Below are 25,268 nucleotides of genomic sequence, written 5' to 3'. Positions count from 1 at the left end.
ACTTATGCAGGCAGATCGCGTTCCAGCGGCTCGAGCGAGCCTTTGCGGTCCGCACCATCTGCTGTTTTTGGCAGCTCAATGTCGGCGCAGGTGCCTGCGTCAACCAGAGTCCATGCATTACCCTGATAATCTACAGTCGACGTGCCCGCGCAGGTCGTGCCGGGGCCAGCCGCGCAGTCGTTTTGACCGGCCAGCGAAACGCCATAGCATTTCTCTTTGGCCTGAGCGGTCGCCGTTGTTGCAGCGCCGGAAACGGCGGCGGCAACTGCGCTTGCGATAACCAGTGTTTTTGCGGTGTTCGACATCTCGGATTTTCCTTTTGCTGACTTTACGTGTCTGCTTGTGACAATGACAAAGGTAGTAGCTTGATGCTCAGAGTTGAATTCACGAGCCCGTGTCTCACAACCCCGTCAAAGACCGTCATGGCCCCTTGAAGGTTAACAAACTGTTTTTGAATTGAAAAATGGTATTTGTTTCAATCCGGCCCTAAAATCAGGGCCGGATTTTCGGCAATTTGGCACCGAATGTTACAGCAGATCTGGCGGCGTTGCGGCCTGACCCAGCTCTTTTGTTACAGATTCAAGCGACTGAACTTGTGTCTGTTTTTCACCGAGACGGCGGACACTGACCGTGCGCTCATCAACTTCGCGGTGACCGACGGCCAGAATGATCGGGACTTTGCCAACCGAATGCTCGCGGACCTTGTAGTTGATTTTCTCGTTACGAATATCAGCTTCGGCCCGAACACCAGCGGCGCGCAAGGCTTCGACCACTTCGGCCACATACGCATCTGCCTCGGACGTGATCGAGGCGACCACGACCTGACGCGGCGCAAGCCAGAAGGGTAGTTTGCCTGCGTGTTCTTCAATCAAGATGCCGATAAACCGCTCGAACGAACCCAGTGTCGCGCGGTGCAGCATGACCGGACGGTGTTTGCCGCCATCGGCGCCGATATATGTGGCGTCCAGACGTTCTGGCAGAACAAAATCTACCTGATGGGTGCCGCACTGCCAGTCCCGACCAATCGCATCGGTTAGAACGAACTCCAGCTTCGGGCCATAGAACGCCCCTTCACCCGGGTTAAGTTCCGGTTCGATCCCCGCAGCACGAGTCGCACTGAGCAGGGCGGCCTCAGCCTTGTCCCATACCTCGTCAGAGCCAGACCGCTTTTCGGGGCGATCCGAGAACTTGACCGAGAAGTTTTCGAACCCGAGGTCTTTGTAGATCTCGGACAGGAACCGAATGAACTCGGCGGTTTCAGATTCGATCTGGTCTTCGGTGCAGAAGATGTGCCCGTCATCCTGGGTAAAGCCGCGTACGCGCATGATACCGTGCAGAGCACCCGAGGGTTCGTACCGATTGCACGATCCGAATTCGGCCATACGCAAAGGCAAATCGCGATAGGATTTCAGGCCTTGGTTGAATATCTGCACGTGACAGGGACAGTTCATCGGTTTCAGGGCGTTAATAGCCTTTTCCCGCGCATGTTCCTCGTCGACCTCGACGATGAACATGTTTTCCTGATATTTGTCCCAGTGACCCGAGGCTTCCCACAGCTTGCGGTCGACAACCTGAGGCGTGTTAACCTCGACATAACCGCCCTTGCGCTGCTGACGGCGCATATAGTCCTGAAGTTGGGTGTAGACGGTCCAACCATTGGGGTGCCAGAAAATCTGCCCCGGAGCTTCTTCTTGCATGTGGAACAGGTCCATCTCGCGGCCCAGTTTGCGGTGGTCGCGCTTGGCGGCTTCTTCAAGCATGTGAAGATGCGCCTTGAGCTTTTCCTTGCCGGTGAAAGCCACGCCATAGATGCGTTGAAGCATGGCGCGGTCGCTGTCGCCGCGCCAGTAGGCACCGGCGATGGACATCAGTTTGAACGCATCACCCGGCAGTTGACCAGTGTGCTGCAAGTGTGGGCCACGGCAGAGATCCTGCCAGTGGCCGTGCCAATACATGCGCAGCGGCTCATCACCCGGGATGGATTCGATCAGCTCAACTTTATAGGGCTCATTGTTGGCCTTGTAGAACTCGATCGCGCGGTCACGGTCCCAAACCTCGGTGGTCACCGGATCACGCTTGTTGATGATCTCTTTCATCTTTTTCTCGATTAGGCCGAGATCTTCGGGCGTAAACGGCTCCTCGCGGTCAAAGTCATAGTACCAGCCGTTTTCGATGACGGGGCCGATGGTGACTTTGGTAGCGGGCCAAATCTCCTGCACGGCGCGCGCCATGACATGCGCCAGATCGTGGCGGATCAGCTCATTGGCTTGCGCCTCGTCCTTCATGGTGTGAATGGCGATTTGCGCGTCGGCTTCGATGGGCCATTGCAAGTCCCAATGCTGGCCGTTCACCGTGGCAGAGATGGCTTTTTTGGCCAGCGAGGTCGAGATGCCGGCAGCGACCTGAGCGGGCGTGACGCCTGCATCGAAGGATCGGGAATTGCCATCGGGAAAGGTAAGGGAGACTGACTGTGAGTCCAAGGCCATATCGGCTCTCCTCGTCGGTTTGGCGCCCACTGAACGCCCGGTTGCGGGTTATGTGTGTTCGGCTCATGTGGCAGGTGGGGATGCGCGTGTCAAGGGTGGGAACGAGGGGCGCTGCCCCTCGCGCACCCCGGGATATTTTGGGCCGGATGAAAAGGGATCGGGGAATTGCGAAGCGCGTGATGACGTGCATGATGCGGGAAAAGAAAAGAGGATTTCATGGCAGAGACGAAATTTCTTGAGACAGCGCAGGGGCGACGGCTAGCCTATCACAAGTCTGAAGGAACGGGGCCAACCATCGTTTTTCTGGGCGGATTGAAATCGGACATGGAAGGCACCAAGGCTGTGCATCTTGAGGCATGGGCCAAGGCGCGAGGGCAGTCTTTCTTACGCTTCGATTATTCGGGGCATGGTGAAAGTTCCGGTGAGTTTACCGACGGGTGCATTGGGGACTGGCACGAGGATACGTTAGCTGCAGTCTCTCGGTTGACCGCGGGCCCGTTGATTATTGTGGGATCATCCATGGGCGGATGGCAGGCGTTGTTGCTTGCGCGGGTCATGCCCGAGCGGATTGCGGGTATGGTAACGATCGCTGCAGCACCGGATTTTACCGAGGAAGGGTATTGGGCTTCGTTTTCAGATCAGCAGAAATCTGATCTGGAGATCGTTGGGCATGTTGAGCTGCCTTCGGACTATATGGAGCCCTACGTCATTACCAAGCGGATGATTGAAGATGGGCGGCAGCGTCTGGTTTTGCGTACGCCACTTGAATTGCCCTTTCCGGTGCGTTTCCTGCAGGGAACGGCAGATACCGCGGTATCCACTGAAACAGCAGTAGGCTTGCTTAACCACGCGTCGGGTCAAGACATGCAGCTACTGCTAGTCAAAGACGCAGATCACCGATTCTCGGACGGACCGTGCCTTGGTTTGATCGAGCAGGCCGTTCGGGATGTAATAGGAGGCACCTGATGCAGCGCTTTGGCTGGATTTTGGGGCGTCTGCTGCTGGGATTGGCCCTGATTGGTGGGTTGGTCTACGTATTTGGGCCCCGTGAGCCGGTAGACCTGCATCCCCGTTTCGATCCACGCAAATTTGGTGAAGGCGTTCAGGTCTATTTTGAAAGCATCGAAACTGCCTATGACGACATCGTGCCGGGCGTTGAAAGGCGTGTGATCTGGCAGGATGGGTTTTACGAGCAGCGAACACCGTATGCGGTACTTTATATCCATGGGTTCTCGGCCTCGTCAGAAGAGATCAGGCCGGTGCCCGATCGAGTGGCCGAGGCGCTGGGCGCCAACCTTGTTTATACCCGGCTTCAAGGGCATGGGCGTGATGGTGAAGCGATGGTCGAAGGGACGGCCTCGGGCTGGATGCGAGATGCGGCCGAGGGGTTGGCAGCAGCCCGGGCAGTCGGAGAGCAGGTAGTTGTAATCTCGACATCTACTGGCGGAACTCTGGCGGCAGCTGCTGCGCTGGATACCGAACTGAGTGCGGATGTGGCCGCGTTGATTTTTTTCTCGCCGAACTTCGGAGTGAACATGGCTGCGGCCTGGGTGCCAACATTGCCATGGGCGCGAGATTGGTTGCCTCTTTTGATGGGGGCCGAGCGGGATGTATCCAGTTCTGATGCTGAAAAGAATAGGTATTGGACAACTATCTACCCATGGGAGGCAGTTGTGCCGATGTCTGTCATCGTAGATGCAGTCTATGGGTTGGACTTTTCAGGTGCACGGATCCCCGCGCTATTTTGGTTCTCGGATGAGGATCAAGTCGTGCGGCCGGACAGAACGCATGAGGTGGCAAAGGCATGGGGAGGCCCGGCCTCGGTTGCATTGGTGACCATTGGCCCCGGGGATGATCCAGCCTCGCACGTTGTGGCGGGGCGGTTGATGTCGCCCGGTCAGACGGATGCAACGGTCGTAGGTATGTTGGAGTGGCTATCGGAGCAGGGGATTGAATGATGGAGCAGCGTGTAAGTCTGATCACGATCGGCGTGGAAGACTTGGAAACGGCCGCAGTTTTCTATGAAAAACTGGGATGGCAACGTGTTGAAAGTCCGGATGGGGTGATTGCGTTTGATCTGATCGGGCAAACGCTGGGCCTCTATCCACTTGCCGCTCTGGCTGACGAAATGGGAGTGGACGTCGCAACTCTGGGACATGGGGCGATGACGTTAAGCCATAACTGCCGTGCGAAAGATGACGTGGCGGCGCTGATTGATCAGGCGGAACGTGCCGGAGCGGAGGTGCTCAAGCCTGCATCGGACGTCTTCTGGGGCGGACATCACGGGTATTTTCGCGCTCCGGACCAGACGATCTGGGAAATTGCGTTCAACCCGTTCTCGACCTTGGCAGTGGACGGTTCCTTTCGCTGGAACGGGTACTGATCGTGCGTCGGCCGGGCAGCATGTGGAGCCTCGAGAACCTGGGTCGTGTGCGCCTTTCCCGGCATTTCTTCATGCGGGATTTCCTTTATTCCGAAATTGGAAACTTTCACGAGATACAGAACGTACCTGACAACCCCCAACTTGCGATCGAAACGGGGCGTGCGTTTTGTGAAACACTGATGGATCCACTGGAAGAGACCTTTGGGCGGGTCGCTGTACGCTCGGGCTATCGTTCGCGGTCCTTGAACCGGTTCGGGAACGAGAACAGGTTGAACTGCGCCCGCAATGACAACCCGTTAGAGTGCCACATCTGGGACTGGGGCGAAGGCGAAGCACGTGTCGCGGGTGCTTCGGTCGTTATACCATGGTTTGCCGACCGGTATGAGCAGGGACGCGATTGGCGGGATCTTGCGTGGTGGATGCATGACCATCTGGATTACTCTGAAATCTGGTTCTTTCCGAAACTCTGCGCGTTCAATCTGGTATGGCGGCCCAAGCCTGTAAGGCGGATCGACAGCTATATTGCGCCGCGTGGCTGCTTGTTGCAGGCCGGGGCCGATCCGGAAGAAACGCTGGCACAAAGGCAAGCGCGGTACGCGGATTTTCCGCCATTCAGAGCGATCGTTTATCCCTGAGGTTTTGCTTGCCCGCCACTGGCAAACTTCTCATCCTGTAACAAAACAACAAACAACGACCGGAGGGTGCCAGGGCGATCTAGCCATTGGTTTTGCTGCCCGGATTGATGTGTGACGCGCGGTTGTTTCAGGCGCAATTCACAACGATGTCGCATGATCGTGCGGTCACAGTTGCACCAATCACCGGTGGCGAGCGGATAAAAGAGATCGCGTCGGGTCTGCTGAATCAACTACCGCATCGGTTCGCATTGTGCGGGTTTGGTCTGGGTGGAAGCATCGCGCTTGAAATTGTGCGACGCGCGCCTGAGAGGGTGACACGATTATGTCTGATCACGGCAGCGGTGCAAGCGGACACGCCTCAAATCGCTGCAGACCGCGAAGAATTGATCATAGGGGCGCAGGCGGGACGGTTGGACGACGTCATGCGCAGAGTGATCGGTTCAGACATGTTGGCCCCAAGGACCGCAACGAATTCCGATTCTCGACGGTGTATTGCAGATGGCCAGGGCGTTGGGGCCTGAAGTGTTTGTGCGACAGATGCGAATGTTGCAGCGGCGTCCGGATCAGCAAGGCACGTTGAGACGGATCAAGACGCCGACCGTGATCATGTGCGGTGCTCATGATGCCGAAAACACGGCGCAGAAACACACTTTCATGGCAGATCTCATTCCGGATGCGGTGCTGCATGTAATTGATGGAGCTGGACATTTCCCAACACTGGAAGCTCCTAACACAGTAACTGAAACGCTGCTGGACTGGATTCAAACTCCGCTACGGCTGACCTAGTCGTAGAAAGCTGCGCGTTCTTCTTTTGTTAAAATGGTCGGTGGAGCAACGGGGGTGCCCGTCTCGGAATCGAAAAACGGTGTTTTCTTCCAGCTTCCCGACAGGCGCGATTTTAGAACCCGCTTCAGCAATCCCATGGCCGCATAGCGAATTTTTTCATGAGATTGTTTGCCATCAGGCCCGGGCACAAATCCGCGTGTGGTAACGGGACCAAGACTGTTGCTGTCGGGGATGCGTTTCACAATAACCCCCGCGAATGGAAATTTGGGGGTCATTGGCGTTGTTGCCAATGGCGCGTTGCAGCATTTGGCATACCACCGCAACATGCCCTTGGGACTAAGCTGCATCACAGCCAAGTGCTCGGCTCCTCGGTTAATCTCGATTTCTTCCGGGGCCATCTGAAAAATATCGACTGGGCCGGGGGCCGGGTCTGGCTGTTTGAAATACAGTTGGGCTGCGCGACAATCATGGCAGAAGCAGACGACATGGGTGCCTGATTTGACGCCGCGCTCTGTGATGCGGCCAGAAAGCGCGCCGCAGTCGCAGCTGAAGGAGAGTTCCTTAGCTGCGGTGCCGCTCATGCCACTTTGTTGCTATTGGCGGCGCGACGGCGTGGCTTACGGCTATTTTCATTCATGAAATCAATCACTAGCGGGCGGATATTGTCACGCCAGCTGCGGCCCGCGAAAATACCATAGTGGCCAGCGCCAGGTTCGACATGGCTTGCTTTTTTGCTGTCCGGCAGGCCGGTGCACAAATCAAGCGCTGCAATGCACTGACCGGGTGCCGAGATATCGTCGTTCGCGCCTTCAACCGATTTCACTGCGACATCGGTAATCTTGCCGATATCCACCTTGTGTCCGGCGACAACAAATTCGTTCCGCGCAATCTCGCGGTTCTTAAAGACCCGTTCGACGGTTGAAAGGTAGAACTCGGCCGTCATGTCCATCACGGCAAGATATTCATCATAGAACCGGTTGTGGGCATCGTGATCCGAAGCTTCATCCCGGATCACCCGCTGGATTTGGTCCGAAAACGCCTTGCTGTGACGTTCGGCATTCATCGACATGAACGAGGCAAGTTGCAGCAGGCCGGGATAGACCATGCGACCGACCCCTTTGTATTTGAAACCAACGCGCTGGATCATGGTTTCTTCCAGTTGGCCCATTGTAACGCGGCGACCAAAATCCGTGACCTCGGTTGGTGTCGCATCGGGATCGACCGGCCCTCCGATCAGGGTCAGTGTACTGGGCTGCGCCTTTGGTTCGACTTCGGCCAGATAGGCCGTTGCCGCCAATGTCAGAGGGGCGGGCTGGCAAACAGCGACAACATGTGTGTCGGGCCCGAGCTCTTTCATAAAATCGACAAGGTAGAGGGTGTAATCCTCAACATCGAATTTGCCTTCGGACACGGGGATATCGCGCGCATTATGCCAATCAGTGATGTAAACTTCACAATTGACCAACAAGCTTTTGACGGTCGAGCGCAGCAGCGTTGCATAATGGCCCGACATGGGTGCCACCAGCAGAACTTTGCGAGGCTGCTCTTCGCGCCCGTTGACGCGGAAGTGGATCAGATCGCCGAACGGGCGCTCAAGCACTGTTGTGACATCGACCAAATGGTCCTTGCCATCTTCGCAGGTGAAGGTGCGAATACCCCAATCGGGTTTGACGATCATACGTTGGAATGTTCGCTCGGTTACTTCACCCCAGGCTGCCATCCAGTTGAAGGCCGGATTGGGTGTCATCGAAAACAGGGGATAGGACGCCATCGCGCTTGCGGTTGCACCAAGCCATTGGTTGGTGTTACGCATGGTTTCCATCAGGTCGTAAGTCATCATGTAGCGCATCGAATGTGCCTCCTGAGTATCAGCCTGAGAATTCGGACCATTCGCCGCTTTGCCCCCCGACGCCTACGACGTTATTCTGCACAGCAGCGAGACTAGGGGGGAATTGTTAAAATGACAACTACCGACGACCAGACGCCAGAATTGACTGAAGAACATATTGAACGACTTAAAGAAAATATGGGCAAAGTCGAAGAATTGTCCAAACGCCTCGTCGAAGTCATGGCGGGAAAAACGCCGCATACCCCTGCGTTAGACGGCCCGAATCAAGAGCTTTTTGCAAAAGCAGCAACAGCCTATTGGGCTGATGTTATGCAAAACCCTTCAAAGCTGCTGGAACAACAGATCGAGTATTGGGGAAAGTCAGTACTCAACTTTGCCGAAGCGCAGAAAGCGATGACTTCTGGCGAAAGCGAAGAGCCGGACGCCCCAGTCAAAGATAAGCGGTTTTCCAACCCGATGTGGGACACCAACCCCTATTTCCGCTTGATCCGCCAGCAATACCAGACCAATGCTGATGCGATCGCTCAGGCTGTCGCATCTGTTGATGACCTAGACACCAAAGACAAGCAGCGCCTGCGTTATTTCTCGCAACAGATCATCGATATGATGGCACCGACCAATTTTCTGGCCACCAACCCCGATGCCCTGGAGAAAGCCGTCGAGACTGAAGGTCAATCATTAATACAAGGGCTTGAAAACCTCGTATCCGATCTTGAGGCCAATGACGGCGAGATGGTTGTTCGGCTCGCCGACGAAAGCGCCTTTGAGATCGGTGGCAATATCGCGACAACGCCCGGAGACGTCGTTTACCGCAACCGGATGATGGAACTGATCCAATATAAACCGGTGACCGAGACGGTGCATGAAACCCCCATCGTTCTGTTCCCGCCCTGGATTAACAAATTCTATATCCTCGACCTGAAAGCTCAGAACAGCTTGATCAAGTGGGTGACCGAGCAGGGCTATACTCTGTTTGTGGTCAGCTGGGTCAATGCCGACAGCTCTCATGCTGATATCGGGATGGAAGACTATATTCAGGAAGGGTTTCTGACTGCCATCGAAGAGGTCAAGAAAATCTGCAAGGTCAAGCAGGTCAACGCGGTAGGCTACTGCATTGCTGGAACGACACTCAGCCTAACCCTTTCGCTGATGAAGCAACGTGGCGACAAATCTGTCAAATCGGCTACCTTCTTCACAACCTTGACGGACTTTGGAGAGCAGGGTGAATTTACGCCGTTCCTGCAAAACGATTTCGTAGATGGGATCGAAGATCAGGTTTCAAAAGACGGCGTGCTGAAGGCCTGGATCATTGGCCGGACGATGTCCTTCCTGCGATCACGGGATCTGATCTACACACCGGCGATCCGCAGCTACATGATGGGAGAGACGCCGCCCGCCTTTGATCTGCTTTACTGGAACGGGGATGGGGCCAATCTGCCCGGTAAGATGGCGATCCAGTATCTGCGCGGTTTATGTCAGAGTAATGGTTTCGTGACGGACGGGTTCGAATTGCTGGGGCAGAAGCTGCATATCAAAGATGTGGATGTACCGCTGATGGCGATTACCTGTGAAACAGACCATATCGCCGCGTGGAAGGATTGCTATCGCGGGGTGCAGCAGATGGGTTCGAAGTCAAAGACCTTTGTAGTGTCCGAGTCCGGCCACATCGCTGGCATCGTGAACCCGCCGAGCAAGAAGAAATATGGTCACTACACCAATCCTGATCTTAAAGCGGATGCTGAGACCTGGCTGAAAGAGGCTGACTTCCACGAAGGTTCGTGGTGGCCGATGTGGGAAGCGTGGTTGAAGAAGCGGTCAGGCAAGCAGGTTCCGGCCCGGGATACCGGCGATTCGGATCATCCGCGCTTATGTCCGGCTCCGGGGACCTATGTTTTGGTCAAGGCAAACCGCTGATATCATTCTGAAACTAAAAATATTCTGCATTGCAGCAAGAAAAAACTTGCAATGCTGCGATGCAGCAATCATATTGCCTTCAAGCTGATGAGAACCGGGGCGGGCCCGGAACGGCTAGAAGGATTTAGGACAATGGCAAAGACCCAAGACTTTACCGCGACCCTGAAAGACATGATGGGCGCGTTCCCGGTTGACACAACCGCTCTGGAAGACGCATTCAAATCGACTGCTTCGCTGAACGAAAAGCTGTCGGGCGTTGCTCTGGACGCAGCTGAGAAATCGGCTGAAATCTCGAACAAATGGACCAAAGAAACTCTGGCCAAACTGACCGAGATGTCGAAAGCAAAAACCGAGCCTGCAGATTACGCAAAAGCTGCAACCGACTTCGCAAGCGCGTCGGCTGAAGTTGCTGCTGAAAACCTGGCTGCTTTCGCTGAGATTGCGAAAAAAGTTCAGACCGAAACCGTTGAGCTGCTGATGGCGGCTGGCAAAGACGCTGCAGAAGATGCAACCGCAGCTGTCAAAAAAGCCACCAACGAGGTGACTGCTGCAGCAAAGAAAGCAGCAACTGCAAAGTAAGATAAGACTGCGACTTAGCACCCATTCCTCCCAAATGGTGCAATCGCTGCGGGCAGGTCGCTTGACCTGCCCTTTCTTTTTGTTCTGCAGTCGCATAACCTCTGCTGCAACGCATCATCCTTGGGGAGGGTACAGGGTGTCGGAACAAGAAAAACCTCTGCTGATCAAGCGTTATGCCAGCCGTCGGCTGTATAACACTGAGACCAGCGATTATGTGACGCTTGAAGATATCGCGGGCTTCATCCGTGACGGGCGCGAAGTGCAGATTATTGACCTGAAAACCGGCGATGACCTGACCCGGCAATATCTGCTGCAAATCATTGCTGAACATGAAAGCCGTGGCGAGAATGTGCTGCCGGTTAACGTCCTGAATGATCTGGTCCGTAGCTACATGGTGCCGGGCGGGGGTATGATGCCACAATTCTTGCAGAGCTCGTTCGAGATGCTGCGCGAAAGCCAGTCCAAGATGATGGAAAACATGAATGCGATGAACCCGATGTCACAGATGCCGGGTTTCGACGCGATGCAGGCGCAGCAAAAGGCTTTCCTGAAGGCCATGACCGGGGGGCTGGCTGGTAATTGGTCCAGCCCCGAACAAGAGGCTGAGGCACCGTCCGAGCCGAAAGAAGATCTGGACGACATCAAGAAGCAGCTTGCCGATTTGCAGCAGAAGCTTTCAAAGCTGAGCTGATTTTACCGATGCGCTGGCTGTTTGTGCTGTGCGCGGTGTTTTGGGCATCCCAGGCTGCAGCACAAGGGCAGTTCACGTCGATCTGGGAACCTGTCTGCACATTAGGACAGGATTCCGCTGCGGGCTGCGATGATATCCGCGCTCGCGAAATTCTGGACGCCTCGACTGAACCCTGGCGCGCGATAGGGCGCGTCAACTTTGCCAGTCGTAGCCAACGGTCGCACTGCACGGGTGTTCTTGTCGCTGAACATTTGGTTCTGACCGCAGCGCATTGTCTGTTCAACGCTGCCCGTCAGCGCTGGATCCCTCCTGGCAGCATCCGCTTTGCAGCGGGGTATCAACGCGGTGAAGCCGCCGCTGTCTCATCCGTCACAGCATATAGGCTTGATGCAGAGCAGGGTGTTGGAGGTCGTTTCAACAATCGCGCTGATCTGGATTGGGCCGTATTGGAACTGGACCAACCGATTGGAGCCCAGTTGGGCTTTTTCCCAATTTCCCAGACCCCTGAGAGGGGCGGTTCGGTCGTAGGGTATCCCGGATTGCGCCCGCATGTGCTGAGTCAAACGGGCTCATGTGCCCCGAACCCCTCAGGTGATGGGCTTTTCCATGGGATTTGCCCGGTCATGATGGGAGATTCTGGTGCACCGTTCCTCGTACAAACCGATGCGGGCCTCGCCGTTGCAGGAATACTATCGCGTATTGCACCAACCCCCGATGGGATTGATGCATTGTTTCTGTCTATACAGGAGTTCGATCTGGGCAGGCGTTAGAGTTAGGTGCCATAAACCGGCATCGGACCAACAACTTCACCGATCGAGGCCAGTAGGATGTCGGCAATGATGTCCAGCTCTTCGCGTGTCAGGCGCACAGGCAGGCGCACATCACAGGCCTTCATCAACATCGCGCGGGTCTGCGGCAGATCAAACTGCTCGGGCAGGAACTGCCAGTTCCAGAAGGCGCGGGCATTGTCCTGACTCATGCCAAACACCTGCACTTTGACACCACGCGCTTCGGCAGCAGCGGAGAAGGCGCGAATTTCTTCGTCGTTAAGGTCAACTAGATTGAACTGGATTGAATCCGGTGCGCGCTGCTCGGGTGCAAGCGGGGCAGGGACATTGATATAGGGTGAGGTGTTCAGGCGATCGGCCACGTAGTCATGGTTCGCCAGGCCGTCCCGCACGCGGCGCGCCAGTTCGGGAAGCTGAGGACGGATCACTGCGGCGCTGAGGTTGCTCATGCGCAGATTGTACAGTGGCAACCGGTTCTGCCAGCGGGCAAAGGCCTGTTCCAGCTCGGGCGAACCTGAGTGCTTTTTCCAGTTATGCTCGTACGCACCCGACATGATGACCGCCTGAGCAACCAGATCAGCATCATCGCTGACCAGAATGCCACCTTCACCGGCGTTGATCATCTTGTAGGATTGGAACGAGAAGCAGCCGACCTTGCCGATGGTGCCAATATTGCGCCCATGCCATGTGGTACCCAATGAGTGGGCTGCATCTTCGATCACCGGGATATCGCGTGCGTCACACAGCTCCATGATGGCGTCCATATCCGAAGTATGACCGCGCATGTGGCTGATGATCACCGCCTGCACGCTGTCGAGCTTGGCGGCGAAGTCGGCCATATCGACGCGATAATTGTCGCCGACCTCGCACAGAACCGGAATGCAATCCGCGTGCACAATTGAAGACGGCACGGCCGCAAAGGTAAATCCGGGAATCAGAACCCGCGCATCGCGGGGTAAGCCCAACGCTTTGAGCGACAGAAATAGTGCTGCGGAACAGGACGAAACAGCGAGCGCGTATTTCGTGCCGAGTAGTTCTGCGAACTCTGTTTCCAGCAAGGCGACAGGCGCATCCTGCGGTGCGGTATAGCGGAACAAATCGCCTGACTTCATCAGGGCGTCAATGACATCTCTTGCGGCTGCGGGGATAGGTTCGGCTTCATGAACGTTGGGTACAAGCGTCATATTTGGATTTCCCGAATTTTATCTTTGGGAAATATAAATTCGATACACAGACAAGCCAAGTCCCAATTCGCATCGTCAGCGAGATTTCACCAATTCGTCGTATGGAATGTGTTCAGATACCCAGCCTGTCGCGCATCGCGTACCAAGTCATCGCCAAGATCAACAGGGGCGTTCGCAATGCGGGTCCACCAGGGAAAGGCAGTGCAGGAACGCGGGCCATGGTATCGAATCCCTCAGCCTGTCCCTGAATAGCCAGTGCCATTAGTTGCCCCGCATGGGTCGCAGTGCCAACGCCGTGACCGGAATAACCCGAGGCGGACAGGATATTCGGTGCGATCCGGGTGAGGTAGGGCATACGCCGCATGGTGATACCGAGGGTTCCACCCCAAGCATAGTCAATCTTGACGTCTCGCAGATGCGGGTAAATCTCGGTCATCGGTTTGCGCACCTTGGCAGCGATGTCCTCAGGGAAACGATAGCCATAGCTTTCGCCACCCCCAAACAGCAGCCTTCCATCCGCGCTTAGCCGGAAATAGTTTACCACAAATTTTGTATCCGCGACCGCGATATCCTTGGCCAATACCTTTTGCGCCTCGGCGCCCAATGGCTCGGTTGCCGCGATGAAATTGTTGATGGGCATCACACGCGATGCAACTTGCCGGTTCAGATCGCCGAGATATCCGTTGCAGGCCAGAATAACGTTATCTGCGGTGATCTTGCCTTTTTCCGTGCGCACAGTCACGCGAGCGCCTTGATCGATGCCAAGAACCTCGGTGTCTTCATGCAGTCGTAACCCCGCTCCGACCGCGGCGCGCGCAAGGCCAAGCGCATAGTTCAACGGATGCAAATGCGCCGCACCATTGTCCAGATACCCACCCGCATAGGCAGGTGAGGGACAAAGCCCGCGCGCAGCATCGGCATCCAGGGCTTCGATTTGGTGGTATTTGTATCTGCCCGACAGATGCGCCGCGTGATCATGTAGCTCAGCGCGCTCCGAGTCGTTGAAGCCCAGAACCGCAATTCCTGGCTTCAGATCGCAGTCGATCTGATGCTTTGAGATCAGTGATTTGACCAGATCCTTTGCATCTTCGGCCAGTTCCCAAAGCTTTAAGGCGTCGTCATCGCCAACGAGCCGCTCAAGATCCTCCTGGTCCATCCGCTGTGCGCTGCCCAGTTGGCCTCCGTTGCGACCCGAAGCGCCAAAGCCCGCGCGGTGAGCTTCGAGCAGGACAACATCGAACCCGGCCTCAGCTAAATGCAAAGCGGCCGAAAGGCCCGTATATCCGCCCCCGACAATGCAGACGTCTGCGGTGTGGTCGCCTTCAAGTGCCGGATAGCGGTCGAATGGATGCGCAGTCGCGGCGTACCAGCTCGGCGGGTACTCCGCCTTGCGATCATTGGAATACAGCAGGTTCATCGCGTCGTTGCCTTAGACGTTCATCAGCAGATGCTCGCGTTCCCACGGGGAAATGACCTGCAAGAACTCTTCGTACTCAGCACGCTTTACGATGCCGTAGACGCGGGCGAATTCAGGACCCAGAACTTCGTGCAGGGCTGTTGCTTCATCAAACAAGTCCAGGGCTTCACCCATGATCTGAGGGATATCGCCGTCGCCTTCATAGGCGTCACCGTAGAATTGGCGGCGTGGGCGTTCTTGCTGAATCAGCCCCAAATAGCCGCAGGCCAGTGACAATGCGATGCCCAGATAAGGGTTGCAGTCCATGCCTGCGATGCGATTCTCGACCCGTCGCGCCTCGGGGCCGGACAGAGGTACGCGAATGCCGGTTGTGCGGTTGTCGCGCGCCCACTCCAGATTGATCGGAGCCGCGTGGTCTTTGACGTAGCGGCGATAAGAATTCACATACGGCGCCATCACCGCAAGCCCTGCGGGCAGGTGGTTTTGCAAGCCGGCGATGAAGTTGTAGAAGGCGTCCGTTTCTCCGCCCTGAGGGCCCGAGAAAATATTTTGACCCGATTCCATATCGATAATCGAGTGATGGATGTGCATGGCCGAGCCCGGCTCATCTTCGATCGGTTTCGCCATGAACGTCGCAAAGCAGTTGTGACGCAGCGCGGCTTCGCGGATCAGACGTTTGAAGTAGAATACCTCATCGGCCAGTTTTACAGGATCGCCATGACGCAGATTGATCTCTAATTGACCGGCCCCGCCTTCTTGCGTGATCCCGTCGATTTCAAACCCCTGAAACTCGGCAAAGTCGTAGATGTCGTCGATCACCGGCCCGAATTCATCGACCGCCGTCATCGAATAGGCCTGCCGCGCCGCCGCCGGACGGCCCGAGCGGCCCATCATCGGCTTGATCCCTTGCGCCGGGTCTACATTCGGCGCGACAAGGAAAAATTCCATCTCAGGGGCGACAACCGGCTTCCAACCCTTTTCATGGTACATCTTCACAACGCGTTTAAGCACATTGCGCGGGCTGAAGGGGATCGGTTCCCCATCCCGGTCGAACGCGTCGTGAATCACCTGCAACGTCCAGTCACCCGTCCAGGGTGCGGCCGACGCAGTTGAGAAATCAGGCTTCAGGATCATGTCGCGTTCAATGAAACCATCTTCACCTGCGGCTTCGCCCCAATCCCCAGTAATAGTTTGGTAGAAAATACTGTCGGGTAGGTGAAAATAAGATTGCTTTGCGAATTTTGACGCCGGGACCGCCTTGCCGCGGGCGATGCCGGGCAGGTCAGAGATGATGCATTCAACTTCATCCAGCCGTTTGCCTTCGAAATAGGTGCGCGCCGCTTCAGGCAGCTGATCTGTCCAGTCGGCCATCAGGCCCTCGCTTTCTTTAGGAATTCTGCCATGTGGCGACCGAATTCGGCATTGTCATCCGGGGCATCATGCCGGTTCGCGGCCTCCTGCATCAACGCATCAGGAACCACGCCTTTGCCTCGGGTCTCCATCAAGCCCTGAATGAAGTCATTTCCATATTCAGGATGGGCCTGCACGGTCCAGATCGTATCGCCATAAGTGACCATGGCGTTTTGGCAAAAGTCATTCGTGCCAGTGACCACAGCACCTTCGGGCAGTTGGGTCACCTGATCCTGATGCCATGCGTTTAGGGTGACAGTTTGATCGCCAAAACGATAATCGGTGCGTCCAATGGCCCAACCATCTTTGAACTTTTCCACTTTTCCACCAAGGGCTTGCGCGATGATCTGGTGACCAAAGCAGACACCGATCAGCGGGTTTCCGGTTTTCTGAATGTCCCGGATCAATTGTTCGAGCGGTGGTATCCACGGGTGATCTTCGTAAGCACCATGGCGTGAGCCCGTGATGACCCATCCATCCGCCTGATGTTCGTCCTCAGGAAACTCTCCATCGACGACTGCATATGTCTGGAATTCGAAGCCGTTGCCGCCCAGCAATGCACGAAACATTCCATCATATTCCCCGAATTGATCATACAATTCGTCGGGTGGGTGGCCGGTTACAAGGATGCCGATTTTCATAGTTCACCAAATTTGATCAAATTTATTCTAGCGGAGCAGAACGAGGCGGGCAAGAGGCTCATACGCTCTCAAGATAGCTAAGCCAGTGGCTTTCTGGGGGCCGCTCTGCGAAGCGCGCGATTTCCTGCCGTTTTGTCATCGCCATGTTGCGGATCAGGTCAGCAGGGAAGATGCGCGCAACCAACGGGTCTGTCTCAAATGCGGAAATTGCCGAGGACCAGTCGGGAGCAAGCTGCGGGAGGTCTGCAACCTCATAAGCATTTCCGGATATCGGAGCAGGTGGCTGCAAGCCGTCCTCTATACCAAGCAGCGCGGCACCTAGCACGGCGGCCAGCATGAGATAGGGGTTGATGTCTCCCCCAGCGACGCGATGTTCGATCCGTCGGGCGGCAGGGGCTCCGCCCGGAATGCGCAGGGCGGCTGTGCGGTTCTCATAGGCCCAACTGGCACCAGTGGGGGCGTGCGCGCCGGGTACAAGCCGTGTGTAAGAGTTTCCGTGCGGCGCGAAGATCAGGGTTGAGCCGGACATCGCGGCCAGACATCCCGCAACTGCTGAGCGCAGCAATTCGGTGCCTTTGGGCCCACCGTCGTCAAAGATATTTTGGCCATCAGCGTCGATAACCGAGAAGTGCACATGCATCCCGTTGCCAGCATCCTCGGCGTAAGGCTTGGCCATGAAGGACGCAGTGAATCCGTGTTTGCGTGCAAGACCACGCGTCAAGCCTTTGAAAAGCCATGTATCATCGGCGCAACGCAAGGCGTCCTGATGATTCAGGTTGATCTCAAATTGGCCAATCCCGCTCTCAGAAATGGCGGTTTGGGCCGGGATGCCCATTGCGGTGCAGCCATCGTAAAGATCGGTGAAGAACGCATCAAAGGCATCCATCTCGGCCATCGATAGAACGGCCTCGTCCTGCAGCCTGCGGCCGGTGACCGGGTTGATAGGAGCTTGCGGTTGGTCGCCTGAAGCGTCGAGCAGAGTGAATTCCAGCTCAGTGGCGGCAACAACCGACCAGCCTCGTTCTGCATAGCGGCCCAGTACCGCAGATAGCGCGTGCCGGGGATCGCCCGCAAAGGGAGTTCCATCATCATGATAAAGGCACATGGGCACTAGGGCAGTGGCTGTGTCGAGCCAGGGCACCGGCACTGGGCCACGCCCTGTCGGACGCAGGACGCCATCGGCATCTCCGCTTTCGAAGACCAGCGGGCTGCCATCAATATCGGCTCCCCAAAGATCGACATTGAGCGCTGAGAACGGCATTCGAACAGCCCCCTTATCCAGCTTGTTGGCATAGGAGGGCGGCACGCGTTTGCCGCGCATCTGTCCGTTCAGGTCACAGGCGGCGACGCGAAATGTGTGCAGGGCGCTCAGGTCCATTGGGGGCTCCGTGGTCTTGTCACGAGAGGTTTAAATCAGGATTAGCGCCTTGTCACTAAATTTGATCAAATTATGAGTCAACGCTTTTTGCGATAAGGGCCGAAGCTGGATATCTTCCAACTTGTACAGGGATCAAAACCGCTTTCTTCCGAGTTGTACAACATTCAGGCACCTGATTGTGCCTGGCGCGGTGATCCCTATAGTCTCGGGTATGTTCATCTTTCTTACTATTGCGTTACTGGTCGCAGGCGGGATCGGCTATTACTTCTGGTCCAAAAAGCAGGCCCGCGCGGCACTGCTGGCGACCCATCTGACCTCGCATCAGGGTGACATCATCGAACAACAGGTGCCCATCATCCGGCGACTACCCGCCTCATTGCGCAGCCACCTGGATGGCAAAGTGAATCTGTTTCTGGATCAGGTCAGCTTTTATGGCTGCGACGGGCTTGAAGTGACCGAAGAGATGGAGCTGTCGATTGCGGCGCAGGCCTGTCTTCTCGTGATCAACAGCGATCTTTGGTATGACAATCTGACGACCATTCTGATCTATCCCAATGCGTTCAAGTCAAAGCAGCAGCGACGCTCGGGTTATGTAGTCTCGGAGAAAGAGATCGTACGAACCGGAGAAAGCTGGGATCGCGGGCCGGTCATTTTGTCATGGGCACACAGCCGGCAGGGCGCGCTGGATGATCGCGATGGGCAGAATGTGGTGCTACATGAATTTGCGCATCAGATTGATGATCTGTCCGGAGGTACGAATGGTGTGCCGATCCTGAGCGAAGGGCAGAGTTTTGCCGAATGGGAAAAGGTTTTCCTGACCGCCTATGACGCGCATGTCCACGCTGTTGAAAGCGGGCGGCGTACGGTAATCGACCCCTATGGTGCGACGGGGCATGAAGAGTTCTTTGCGGTCTCGGTCGAAGTATTCTTCGAGCGCCCCCGTACGTTGAAGTACGAGGTGCCAGAAGTCTACGAGCAGCTTTCGAAACTGTTCCGACTCAATCCAGTGGACTGGGCTTAGCGGGCAAGGTTCAGGCGGAACCGCATCTTTGCTTTTCGCTCGGCTGGCAGGTGGCGGTTCAGGCGTTTGTTGATCATGCCAAACCCCCAAACGATCACCAGCGTCAACAGGATGAAATAGAATGCCAGAATCGGGTAGGGGATGAACGGGTTGAACGTCTTGTCCGCGAAATAGCTGGCGTAGTACAGCGCATCGCCCCTTTGCTGCCAGGCCGGGAAGGCCGAGAAGAAGACCAGCGTAGTTGCGTGGAACAGAAAGATCGCCTCGTTCGTATAGGCGGGCCATGCCAGCCGCAGCATGGTGGGCCAGACGATGCGGCGGAACCGGGACCAGCCCGACATGCCGTAGGCATCTGCCGCTTCGATGTCTCCCTTGGGGATCGAGCGTAGGGCGCCATAAAAGATCTCGCCCGAATAGGCGGCTGTGTTCAGGAACAGCACAATCAGGGCGCCCAGCCAAGCCGAGGTCAGAGCGTCGAACATCGGGTAAGTTTTCTTCAGCGATAAGAAGAAGAAATATGCAAAGAAGAACTGAATGAAGAGCGGCGACCCCCGGAACAGGAAGATGAACCACTCGGACGGTTTGCGCAGCCATTTGTTGGTGGATGCTTTTCCAACGGCTAGCGCAGTGGCCAAAAAGAACCCGGTCGCCAGCGCCATCGCGCCGAAATAGACGTTCCAGATCATACCCGAGCCGATCAGGGTAAACTGCTCACACAATGTGAAATCGGTCTTGGGCAGAAGGCGTTCACCGAAGCCAAGCGAACGGAGGCCATAATCCTGTATGGTCTGGATGCAGCTCATGCGGTGGTCTCCTTACGCAGAAGCTCGCCGCCTGATGTGGCCTGACCGTGGGACAGGCGACGCATCAGTTTTTCAAGCCCGAGTTCCGAGAAACGCGTCATGCCAAGGTAGAAGATCAGCAATCCAAGGAAGTACCACATGCGCCAATCGCCATGGGGGTACTGCGTGAATTTCGAAGTTTTTGTGCCGCCCAATTCGCGGGCCCAATAAACGATATCTTCGACTCCCAGCAGGAACAGCAGGGGGGTCGCCTTGATCAACACCATCCACAGGTTGGACAGACCGGGCAGGGCATAAACCCACATTTGAGGAACAAGGATTTTCCAGAATGTCTGGCGTCGGGTCATGCCGTAGGCTTCTGCCGTTTCCAGCTGCGCATGCGGCACGGCGCGCATGCCGCCGAACAAGACGTTGGCAGCGAAAGCGCCGAACACAATGGAAAATGTGATGACCGCGAGGAAAAAGCCGTAGGTTTCGTGCACCCATTCAGGGGCGCTGCCCAGTGGTAGTTTGGCGGCCTGGCAGACGAGGAAATCGTTGCCCTGACGGATCGGATCGGTCCAGTCGGGGCAGAGAATCTTGTGTCTTACCCACTCAAAACCCTGATCCAGAGCGATCACGAAGAACATAAAAAAAGCAATATCGGGCACGCCGCGTACAATCGCGATATACCCTTTGCCCAACCAGCTAACCGGCGGGATATGCGAGCGCGCTGCCATGGCTCCGACAAAGCCAAAACCCAATGCAACCGGGGCGGTGACCGCCAGCAAGGCCAGCACCTTGAGGAATGAGGCGTAGAACGACCAGTGGACGCCGTTGGTCAGGTAGCATGAGAACCAACGGAATGTACCCAGCGTATCGGGATCGGAGCAGTACGAGAAAATGGCGGGCCTCTTAGACTGGCAAGGGCGCTGCAGCGACGCGCCCAGCGTTCAGGGCGCGCCACTTGGATCATTAGATTAGAAGGTCGAGGACACTTCCCACTTGGTGATCAGCTCGTTCAAGCTGCCATCATCCTTCATGGATTGGATCGCTGCGTTGAACTTTTCTTTCAGTTCACCGTCCGATTCACGGATGCCCATGCCGACGCCACCGCCCAGCGGTACGTCATCGGCAACAAATTTCAGCTCACCGTCTTCTTCGACGATCGGTGCGAGGAAGGATTTGTCAGCCAGCACAGCATCGGCTTCGCCGTTGCGGACGGCTGCGATGGTTTCTTCAGGGCTGGCGAATTCGACCAGAGTTGCACCGGATTCAGCAATGTAACCTGCCTGAATTGTTCCGGTCTGAGCTGCGACAACGCCACCAGCGACGTCAACGTCATCGGACAGCGCAACATAGGCAGACGGATCCGGTGGCGTATAGTTCTGGGTGAAGTCGATGACTTCGTCGCGCTCGTCGGTGATCGACATACCTGCGATGATCACGTCATAGTTGCCCGACACCAGGTTCGGAATGATCGAATCCCAGTCGTTCTTGACCCATTCGCATTCCAGATTCGCGCGCTTGCACAGCTCATCGCCCAGTTCACGTTCGAAACCGTCGATCTCGCCCGCGTCGTTGATGAAGTTCCAAGGCGCATAGGCGCCCTCGGTGCCCATGCGCACGGTATCGGCCATGGCGATACCGGCGGTCAGCGCCAGTGCTGCAGTGGTCAGAATCAGGTTTTTCATTGTTACTCCCCTTATTGGTTCTGTCCGTTGATTAAGCCGCCTGAGTGGCGGAGAGAAAGCCCTGAAGCCGTTCGGATTCAGGGGTGGTGAATAGATCTTCTGGCAGGCCCTCTTCTTCAATCAGGCCCTGATGCAGGAAGACGACGTGGCTCGAGATATCCGCAGCCATCTTCATGTCGTGGGTCACGATGATCATGGTGCGACCTTCCGCGGCCAGATCCTTGATCACCTTGATCACTTCCTGTTCCAGTTCGGGATCGAGCGCCGAGGTCGGTTCATCGAACAGCAGCGCCTGCGGTTCCATGCACAGCCCCCGCGCTATGGCGGCGCGCTGTTGCTGTCCGCCCGACAGCTGCGCCGGATAAACATCGCATTTGTCGCCGATGCCGACCTTTTCCAGATACCTGCGAGCGCTGTCCTCAACCTCGGATCGATCTCGGCCCAGAACGGTGACGGGGGCCTCCATCACGTTTTGCAGGATGGTCATATGCGCCCACAGATTAAACTGCTGAAACACCATCGACAGATTGGTGCGGATGCGTAGCACCTGTTTGGGGTCGGCTGGACGACGGTGATTGTGGCTGCCGGTCCAGCGGACTGGTTCGCCTTTGAACAGAATCTCGCCTTCTTGGCTGTCTTCCAACAGGTTGCAGCAGCGTAATAGGGTGGATTTCCCCGAGCCTGAAGACCCGATCAGCGAGACAACGTCGCCGCGATGCGCGGTGATATCCACGCCCTTGAGCACCTCAAGTTGGCCAAAGCTTTTGTGAAGGTTCTTGATCTCGATGACGGGAGCGGCGTCTGTCACGGGCTGTCCAGATATGATTGGTGTTGGTGCGGTAATAGGGCTGAAAAATCGGGCTAATGCAATGCGCAAATAACAAGTTCACGCTGAGAAATAGCCAATTTGGCCAATGACGCTGTCAGAATTGTCAGTTGGTTGGGCGATTTGCGTGCCGTTAGGGCGAACAGACAGGTAAGCTTATGAGATTTGCAGTGACGGTTCTCGGGCTATCGACACCACCATCATATGTACGATATCCAATGCCAACATTGCGGGACTTATCGGCCGTTCGTCTAATCGTTCACGCTTTTGAGAATTTGTTGATAGAACGCGACGTTTCCATGCTCACCAATAGGCCGTGCGACCCATACCAAATCCAAACTCAGTGCTCCTGCGGGTACGATTTGCCGCGCGATATCGGGCGGTGTGGTTTCGTCAGACGTTCCATTCTTCCAGTCGTGAAAGGCTGATGAGTATCGAACGACCGCTCCGCTAACCGGCAAATCGAGCAACCCGCCCTCGGCAAAGAACGTCAATCCGTCACCCATCTCTTCCCCGATGAGTTTGAGCCTGTTTCCCAATCGATGTCTAAGGATGGCTACAAACACTATCGCTGCGGAAAACGTGAATTTATCGACAAGCACAACAACCTGCTTGATTGCGCTTTCCGAGATCGCGTCGATCAAGGGCATCGTTAAAAGAAAGTCGCCACCAGTATTTCCGCGAACGTCAATCAGAAGTGTCTTGGTCGAGCCGGCGCGCACATGTTCCACTGCGGCTGAGATGGCTTTGGGTAGCGCACTTTCGTTCGGATCAAAGAAGCTTGGTAACACTATTGATAGCCCAAGCTCTTGCCAGTCCTGTATTTCCACAAAAATCTCGGGTTCCCAAGCTGGATCAGCCTTGCCGTGCTCGTTTCTCGGGTAGAGCATCGATCCGGGAACCGTCTGTTCATTTGCCAATTTCAGATTCGCTATCTGCCCATTTTCGTCCTGCACACGATATTCGGTCACTTTGCCGTTTGACGAAAAACCCAAATGTGCCAAAGCGTACGGCCACGCAAAAAGGATCGGACAGATGACCCTTTTCCTCTGGCACGTTCCCGCCAGAAAATTCTCTGCCGTGGCTTCAATTTGGCTCAAAGCCGCACCGTTGATTGCGATCAACTTTCCTCGCGGTGCAATTACCCCTGGTGCCGCCCCCATGACTTGCACTGAACGCCCCACGCTCACAAACCTCAGCGGCAGCACCGAGATCGCATCATTCGGGATCAGCCTTGTGTGCCCATTTTGGGGGAGTGCCAATAGGCGCATCGCGGACATCAAGAAGGCTTCGATGCAGCCCTCCGAGGCGTATCTCCGGGTTTCACTAAGGCAGCTGTCTATTACGGCCTTATCGATCCGACGAAAACTGGGATCGGTTGGCAGAGCAGTTTCTAGAATTTGCTTCAGGTCTTCCGTCAGCGCCATGATTCACAGTGCGCATAGCCAATCGTCAATGTCTAGATTGGGCTCGAAGCCGACATCAACCTTTCTCAGCTCAGGCAAAATTATCCAGCAGCTTCGTAGTTGGGCTTTTCGCTTGGCTGTGCTGCAATTGGCTCAGGCCTTTGCTGCTTTTTGCCGTGCCAGTGCCGAATCCACGTCGCTGACACCCAACAGGCTTACGACGAGACGTAGCAGCGAATCCTCTTCTCCGCTGCGGTGTCCATCTGCCAATGCAACCGACCACATTGCCTGCACCACGGCTAGGCGATCATCATAGACGATGGCCTCTTTGATGGCGCGGGTAAAGCGGACGGTGTCGGGGGCTTCGGCCTCAAGATCTTCGGCACGGGCGCGCAAGGCGGCGGCTTCGAATGGGGACAGGCCAAAACGTTCAGCCGAGATGCGGTCGATCCGGACCATTTCGGTATCGGCATAATCATTGTCGGACCGCGCAATGCGCACCAACAGGGCGGTGAGGGCCAGACGGGCGTCATCTTCTACAAGCGGGTCGGGCTGCGGCTGCGTGAGCCGGGACAGGAAATCACTGAACATGGTCAAACATATAGAGGCTGCTCAAGTCGCTTCCAAGCGGCTTTGTATCCGTTCGCGTGCGGCCTTACTGTCGTTGAAGCTGAGACCCATGGCAATGCGGGCTTCTTCGACGATCTTGACTTCTCCTTCATCCGTATTGCCGTCGGCTAGCACCACCTCCCAAAGCGCGTCCAGAGCGGCCAGACGTTCGTTCAGATTGGTGGTTTCGCGGATCAGCTTGCCGAACGTGTCGGTTTCGGGGGCGGCTGCGTGCAGCTTCTCACAAGTGGCGCGGACCTTGGCGGCCTCAATCGCGTTGTGCTGGTAGAGACGCGCAAGGATGCGGTCGATCAGGCTGATCTCTTCCAGCTTATAGTCGCGATCGGCCTGTGCCACGCGCACCAGCAGCGCCCCCAAAGCCAGTTCGGCATCAGGATCGGGCAACTTGTCATGTTGCGGAGGCCGGAAGGCCTGGAAGAATTTTTTCAACATGAGGTCAAGATATTCCGTAATTCGAGGCGCGCCAAGCGGTGCTAGCCCTCATAGCCCTGAATAATCACAAGATCGGCGGTTGATACCGGATCACGAAGGGCTTTGGCGGCCTGATATCCTGCACTTTCATAACAGGCCAGGGCCTGTTCATAGCTGGGAAACTCGATCACGACTGTACGGGCGCGGGCTTTGCCCTCGACCTCGGTTCTTTCACCGCCACGCACCAGAAATTTGCCGCCATATTCGGCAAAAGGGGCCGCGTTGGCAGCGACATACGATTTGTAGGTTTCGATGTCGTCTACATCGACATGGGCGACCCAATAACCTCTGGCCACG

Annotated in this window: 28 protein-coding genes; 11 read left to right on the top strand and 17 right to left on the bottom strand. The window is 56.0% G+C overall.

What is annotated here, in order from left to right:
* Window positions 1-2 precede the first annotated feature (2 nt).
* Window positions 3-305 (bottom strand): BufA1 family periplasmic bufferin-type metallophore, encoded by a 303-nt coding sequence (locus ACR3EJ_RS15220; protein ID WP_010439128.1) that lies wholly within the window; start codon window positions 303-305, stop codon window positions 3-5.
* Window positions 306-527: 222 nt separating this feature from the next.
* On the bottom strand, window positions 528-2,486 hold the full coding sequence (gene thrS, locus ACR3EJ_RS15215) for a threonine--tRNA ligase (RefSeq protein WP_170538929.1): 1,959 nt from the start codon (window positions 2,484-2,486) through the stop codon (window positions 528-530).
* Window positions 2,487-2,702: 216 nt separating this feature from the next.
* Between thrS and ACR3EJ_RS15210 the strand changes: the two genes are divergently transcribed.
* The 6 genes from ACR3EJ_RS15210 to ACR3EJ_RS15185 all read left to right on the top strand — a co-directional run bounded on the left by ACR3EJ_RS15210 (window position 2,703) and on the right by ACR3EJ_RS15185 (window position 6,290).
* The gene (locus tag ACR3EJ_RS15210) at window positions 2,703-3,452 is read left to right on the top strand and encodes an alpha/beta fold hydrolase (protein ID WP_170538932.1); all 750 of its coding nucleotides are present in this window, start codon (window positions 2,703-2,705) and stop codon (window positions 3,450-3,452) included.
* Window positions 3,452-4,444, top strand: coding sequence for an alpha/beta fold hydrolase (locus ACR3EJ_RS15205; protein ID WP_170538934.1), 993 nt, complete (start codon window positions 3,452-3,454; stop codon window positions 4,442-4,444). The genes ACR3EJ_RS15210 and ACR3EJ_RS15205 overlap by 1 nt, the downstream gene beginning before the upstream one ends.
* On the top strand, window positions 4,444-4,869 hold the full coding sequence (locus ACR3EJ_RS15200; RefSeq protein WP_170540362.1) for a VOC family protein: 426 nt from the start codon (window positions 4,444-4,446) through the stop codon (window positions 4,867-4,869). The genes ACR3EJ_RS15205 and ACR3EJ_RS15200 overlap by 1 nt, the downstream gene beginning before the upstream one ends.
* A 20-nt stretch (window positions 4,870-4,889) precedes the next feature.
* On the top strand, window positions 4,890-5,504 hold the full coding sequence (locus ACR3EJ_RS15195; protein WP_170540364.1) for a hypothetical protein: 615 nt from the start codon (window positions 4,890-4,892) through the stop codon (window positions 5,502-5,504).
* Between the two features lie 86 nt (window positions 5,505-5,590).
* Window positions 5,591-6,025: an alpha/beta fold hydrolase gene (locus tag ACR3EJ_RS15190; RefSeq protein WP_480423060.1), complete on the top strand. Its 435-nt coding sequence runs from the start codon at window positions 5,591-5,593 to the stop codon at window positions 6,023-6,025.
* 22 nt (window positions 6,026-6,047) lie between these two features.
* The gene (locus tag ACR3EJ_RS15185; RefSeq protein WP_480423059.1) at window positions 6,048-6,290 is read left to right on the top strand and encodes an alpha/beta fold hydrolase; all 243 of its coding nucleotides are present in this window, start codon (window positions 6,048-6,050) and stop codon (window positions 6,288-6,290) included.
* Here ACR3EJ_RS15185 and ACR3EJ_RS15180 read toward each other — a convergent pair.
* Together ACR3EJ_RS15180 and phaZ are read right to left on the bottom strand one after the other, a co-directional pair.
* Window positions 6,287-6,871 (bottom strand): DUF6151 family protein, encoded by a 585-nt coding sequence (locus tag ACR3EJ_RS15180; RefSeq protein WP_170538935.1) that lies wholly within the window; start codon window positions 6,869-6,871, stop codon window positions 6,287-6,289. The two genes, ACR3EJ_RS15185 and ACR3EJ_RS15180, sit on opposite strands and share 4 nt — an antisense overlap.
* Window positions 6,868-8,139: a polyhydroxyalkanoate depolymerase gene (gene phaZ, locus ACR3EJ_RS15175; RefSeq protein ID WP_170469145.1), complete on the bottom strand. Its 1,272-nt coding sequence runs from the start codon at window positions 8,137-8,139 to the stop codon at window positions 6,868-6,870. Before phaZ ends, ACR3EJ_RS15180 begins: the two co-directional genes overlap by 4 nt.
* Before the next feature lie 111 nt (window positions 8,140-8,250).
* Here phaZ and ACR3EJ_RS15170 point away from each other — a divergent pair, with 111 nt between their 5' ends.
* The 4 genes from ACR3EJ_RS15170 to ACR3EJ_RS15155 all read left to right on the top strand — a co-directional run bounded on the left by ACR3EJ_RS15170 (window position 8,251) and on the right by ACR3EJ_RS15155 (window position 12,093).
* Complete coding sequence (locus ACR3EJ_RS15170; RefSeq protein ID WP_170538937.1) at window positions 8,251-10,053, top strand: PHA/PHB synthase family protein; 1,803 nt, start codon at window positions 8,251-8,253, stop codon at window positions 10,051-10,053.
* 132 nt (window positions 10,054-10,185) lie between these two features.
* Window positions 10,186-10,632: a phasin family protein gene (locus ACR3EJ_RS15165; RefSeq protein ID WP_029621740.1), complete on the top strand. Its 447-nt coding sequence runs from the start codon at window positions 10,186-10,188 to the stop codon at window positions 10,630-10,632.
* 136 nt (window positions 10,633-10,768) lie between these two features.
* On the top strand, window positions 10,769-11,323 hold the full coding sequence (phaR, locus tag ACR3EJ_RS15160) for a polyhydroxyalkanoate synthesis repressor PhaR (protein WP_170538939.1): 555 nt from the start codon (window positions 10,769-10,771) through the stop codon (window positions 11,321-11,323).
* A gap of 8 nt (window positions 11,324-11,331) precedes the next feature.
* Window positions 11,332-12,093, top strand: a complete 762-nt coding sequence (locus ACR3EJ_RS15155) for a trypsin-like serine protease (RefSeq protein WP_170538941.1) — start codon at window positions 11,332-11,334, stop codon at window positions 12,091-12,093.
* Window positions 12,094-12,095: 2 nt separating this feature from the next.
* Here ACR3EJ_RS15155 and ACR3EJ_RS15150 read toward each other — a convergent pair whose 3' ends face one another.
* From ACR3EJ_RS15150 to ACR3EJ_RS15130, 5 genes are all read right to left on the bottom strand, one after another.
* The gene (locus tag ACR3EJ_RS15150; RefSeq protein ID WP_170538943.1) at window positions 12,096-13,295 is read right to left on the bottom strand and encodes a DegT/DnrJ/EryC1/StrS family aminotransferase; all 1,200 of its coding nucleotides are present in this window, start codon (window positions 13,293-13,295) and stop codon (window positions 12,096-12,098) included.
* Between the two features lie 112 nt (window positions 13,296-13,407).
* Window positions 13,408-14,712: an NAD(P)/FAD-dependent oxidoreductase gene (locus ACR3EJ_RS15145; protein WP_170538945.1), complete on the bottom strand. Its 1,305-nt coding sequence runs from the start codon at window positions 14,710-14,712 to the stop codon at window positions 13,408-13,410.
* 12 nt (window positions 14,713-14,724) lie between these two features.
* Complete coding sequence (locus ACR3EJ_RS15140) at window positions 14,725-16,083, bottom strand: glutamine synthetase family protein (RefSeq protein WP_170538947.1); 1,359 nt, start codon at window positions 16,081-16,083, stop codon at window positions 14,725-14,727.
* Entirely contained in the window at window positions 16,083-16,763 is a 681-nt protein-coding gene (locus tag ACR3EJ_RS15135) for a type 1 glutamine amidotransferase (RefSeq protein WP_170538949.1), read from the bottom strand. Before ACR3EJ_RS15135 ends, ACR3EJ_RS15140 begins: the two co-directional genes overlap by 1 nt.
* Window positions 16,764-16,821: 58 nt before the next feature.
* Complete coding sequence (locus ACR3EJ_RS15130; protein ID WP_170538951.1) at window positions 16,822-18,141, bottom strand: glutamine synthetase family protein; 1,320 nt, start codon at window positions 18,139-18,141, stop codon at window positions 16,822-16,824.
* A gap of 211 nt (window positions 18,142-18,352) precedes the next feature.
* Here ACR3EJ_RS15130 and ACR3EJ_RS15125 point away from each other — a divergent pair, with 211 nt between their 5' ends.
* Entirely contained in the window at window positions 18,353-19,162 is an 810-nt protein-coding gene (locus ACR3EJ_RS15125) for a M90 family metallopeptidase (protein WP_170538953.1), read from the top strand.
* On the opposite strand, the gene ACR3EJ_RS15120 is transcribed toward ACR3EJ_RS15125, so the two are convergent.
* The 8 genes from ACR3EJ_RS15120 to ACR3EJ_RS15085 form a co-directional block, all read right to left on the bottom strand.
* Entirely contained in the window at window positions 19,159-19,965 is an 807-nt protein-coding gene (locus tag ACR3EJ_RS15120; protein WP_010439160.1) for an ABC transporter permease, read from the bottom strand. The genes ACR3EJ_RS15125 and ACR3EJ_RS15120 overlap by 4 nt on opposite strands.
* On the bottom strand, window positions 19,962-20,849 hold the full coding sequence (locus ACR3EJ_RS15115) for an ABC transporter permease (RefSeq protein WP_029621742.1): 888 nt from the start codon (window positions 20,847-20,849) through the stop codon (window positions 19,962-19,964). Before ACR3EJ_RS15115 ends, ACR3EJ_RS15120 begins: the two co-directional genes overlap by 4 nt.
* A 75-nt stretch (window positions 20,850-20,924) precedes the next feature.
* Entirely contained in the window at window positions 20,925-21,638 is a 714-nt protein-coding gene (locus ACR3EJ_RS15110) for a transporter substrate-binding domain-containing protein (protein ID WP_010439165.1), read from the bottom strand.
* A 31-nt stretch (window positions 21,639-21,669) separates the two neighbouring features.
* Window positions 21,670-22,446, bottom strand: a complete 777-nt coding sequence (locus ACR3EJ_RS15105; RefSeq protein ID WP_010439167.1) for an ABC transporter ATP-binding protein — start codon at window positions 22,444-22,446, stop codon at window positions 21,670-21,672.
* A 269-nt stretch (window positions 22,447-22,715) separates the two neighbouring features.
* On the bottom strand, window positions 22,716-23,891 hold the full coding sequence (locus tag ACR3EJ_RS15100; protein WP_170538955.1) for a S41 family peptidase: 1,176 nt from the start codon (window positions 23,889-23,891) through the stop codon (window positions 22,716-22,718).
* Window positions 23,892-24,023: 132 nt separating this feature from the next.
* Entirely contained in the window at window positions 24,024-24,461 is a 438-nt protein-coding gene (locus ACR3EJ_RS15095) for a tellurite resistance TerB family protein (protein WP_170469177.1), read from the bottom strand.
* 21 nt (window positions 24,462-24,482) lie between these two features.
* Window positions 24,483-24,932 carry a tellurite resistance TerB family protein gene (locus ACR3EJ_RS15090; protein WP_170469179.1) on the bottom strand — a complete coding sequence of 150 codons (450 nt, stop codon included), beginning with the start codon at window positions 24,930-24,932 and terminating at the stop codon, window positions 24,483-24,485.
* Window positions 24,933-24,973: 41 nt separating this feature from the next.
* Entirely contained in the window at window positions 24,974-25,267 is a 294-nt protein-coding gene (locus tag ACR3EJ_RS15085) for a DUF1330 domain-containing protein (protein WP_170469182.1), read from the bottom strand.
* Window position 25,268 lies beyond the last annotated feature (1 nt).

It is taken from the genome of Ruegeria sp. AB11 (assembly GCF_056536325.1).
The sequence above is the reverse complement of the archived record's forward strand: the minus strand, read 5'-3'. Positions and strand labels throughout refer to the sequence as shown.

What these genes read in the sequence shown, in the direction of transcription:
- ACR3EJ_RS15170 (WP_170538937.1), top strand. Translation starts at nt 8,251, where the DNA reads ATGACAACTACCGACGACCAGACGCCAGAATTGACTGAAGAACATATT.
- ACR3EJ_RS15135 (WP_170538949.1), bottom strand. Translation starts at nt 16,763, where the DNA reads ATGAAAATCGGCATCCTTGTAACCGGCCACCCACCCGACGAATTGTAT.
- ACR3EJ_RS15110 (WP_010439165.1), bottom strand. Translation starts at nt 21,638, where the DNA reads ATGAAAAACCTGATTCTGACCACTGCAGCACTGGCGCTGACCGCCGGT.
- phaZ (WP_170469145.1), bottom strand. Translation starts at nt 8,139, where the DNA reads ATGCGCTACATGATGACTTACGACCTGATGGAAACCATGCGTAACACC.
- ACR3EJ_RS15155 (WP_170538941.1), top strand. Translation starts at nt 11,332, where the DNA reads ATGCGCTGGCTGTTTGTGCTGTGCGCGGTGTTTTGGGCATCCCAGGCT.
- ACR3EJ_RS15200 (WP_170540362.1), top strand. Translation starts at nt 4,444, where the DNA reads ATGGAGCAGCGTGTAAGTCTGATCACGATCGGCGTGGAAGACTTGGAA.
- ACR3EJ_RS15180 (WP_170538935.1), bottom strand. Translation starts at nt 6,871, where the DNA reads ATGAGCGGCACCGCAGCTAAGGAACTCTCCTTCAGCTGCGACTGCGGC.
- ACR3EJ_RS15090 (WP_170469179.1), bottom strand. Translation starts at nt 24,932, where the DNA reads ATGTTGAAAAAATTCTTCCAGGCCTTCCGGCCTCCGCAACATGACAAG.
- thrS (WP_170538929.1), bottom strand. Translation starts at nt 2,486, where the DNA reads ATGGCCTTGGACTCACAGTCAGTCTCCCTTACCTTTCCCGATGGCAAT.
- ACR3EJ_RS15095 (WP_170469177.1), bottom strand. Translation starts at nt 24,461, where the DNA reads ATGTTCAGTGATTTCCTGTCCCGGCTCACGCAGCCGCAGCCCGACCCG.
- ACR3EJ_RS15130 (WP_170538951.1), bottom strand. Translation starts at nt 18,141, where the DNA reads ATGGACCTGAGCGCCCTGCACACATTTCGCGTCGCCGCCTGTGACCTG.
- ACR3EJ_RS15100 (WP_170538955.1), bottom strand. Translation starts at nt 23,891, where the DNA reads ATGGCGCTGACGGAAGACCTGAAGCAAATTCTAGAAACTGCTCTGCCA.
- ACR3EJ_RS15165 (WP_029621740.1), top strand. Translation starts at nt 10,186, where the DNA reads ATGGCAAAGACCCAAGACTTTACCGCGACCCTGAAAGACATGATGGGC.
- ACR3EJ_RS15145 (WP_170538945.1), bottom strand. Translation starts at nt 14,712, where the DNA reads ATGAACCTGCTGTATTCCAATGATCGCAAGGCGGAGTACCCGCCGAGC.
- ACR3EJ_RS15185 (WP_480423059.1), top strand. Translation starts at nt 6,048, where the DNA reads ATGTTGCAGCGGCGTCCGGATCAGCAAGGCACGTTGAGACGGATCAAG.
- ACR3EJ_RS15210 (WP_170538932.1), top strand. Translation starts at nt 2,703, where the DNA reads ATGGCAGAGACGAAATTTCTTGAGACAGCGCAGGGGCGACGGCTAGCC.
- ACR3EJ_RS15120 (WP_010439160.1), bottom strand. Translation starts at nt 19,965, where the DNA reads ATGAGCTGCATCCAGACCATACAGGATTATGGCCTCCGTTCGCTTGGC.
- ACR3EJ_RS15195 (WP_170540364.1), top strand. Translation starts at nt 4,890, where the DNA reads ATGTGGAGCCTCGAGAACCTGGGTCGTGTGCGCCTTTCCCGGCATTTC.
- ACR3EJ_RS15150 (WP_170538943.1), bottom strand. Translation starts at nt 13,295, where the DNA reads ATGACGCTTGTACCCAACGTTCATGAAGCCGAACCTATCCCCGCAGCC.
- ACR3EJ_RS15140 (WP_170538947.1), bottom strand. Translation starts at nt 16,083, where the DNA reads ATGGCCGACTGGACAGATCAGCTGCCTGAAGCGGCGCGCACCTATTTC.
- ACR3EJ_RS15125 (WP_170538953.1), top strand. Translation starts at nt 18,353, where the DNA reads ATGTTCATCTTTCTTACTATTGCGTTACTGGTCGCAGGCGGGATCGGC.
- ACR3EJ_RS15220 (WP_010439128.1), bottom strand. Translation starts at nt 305, where the DNA reads ATGTCGAACACCGCAAAAACACTGGTTATCGCAAGCGCAGTTGCCGCC.
- ACR3EJ_RS15205 (WP_170538934.1), top strand. Translation starts at nt 3,452, where the DNA reads ATGCAGCGCTTTGGCTGGATTTTGGGGCGTCTGCTGCTGGGATTGGCC.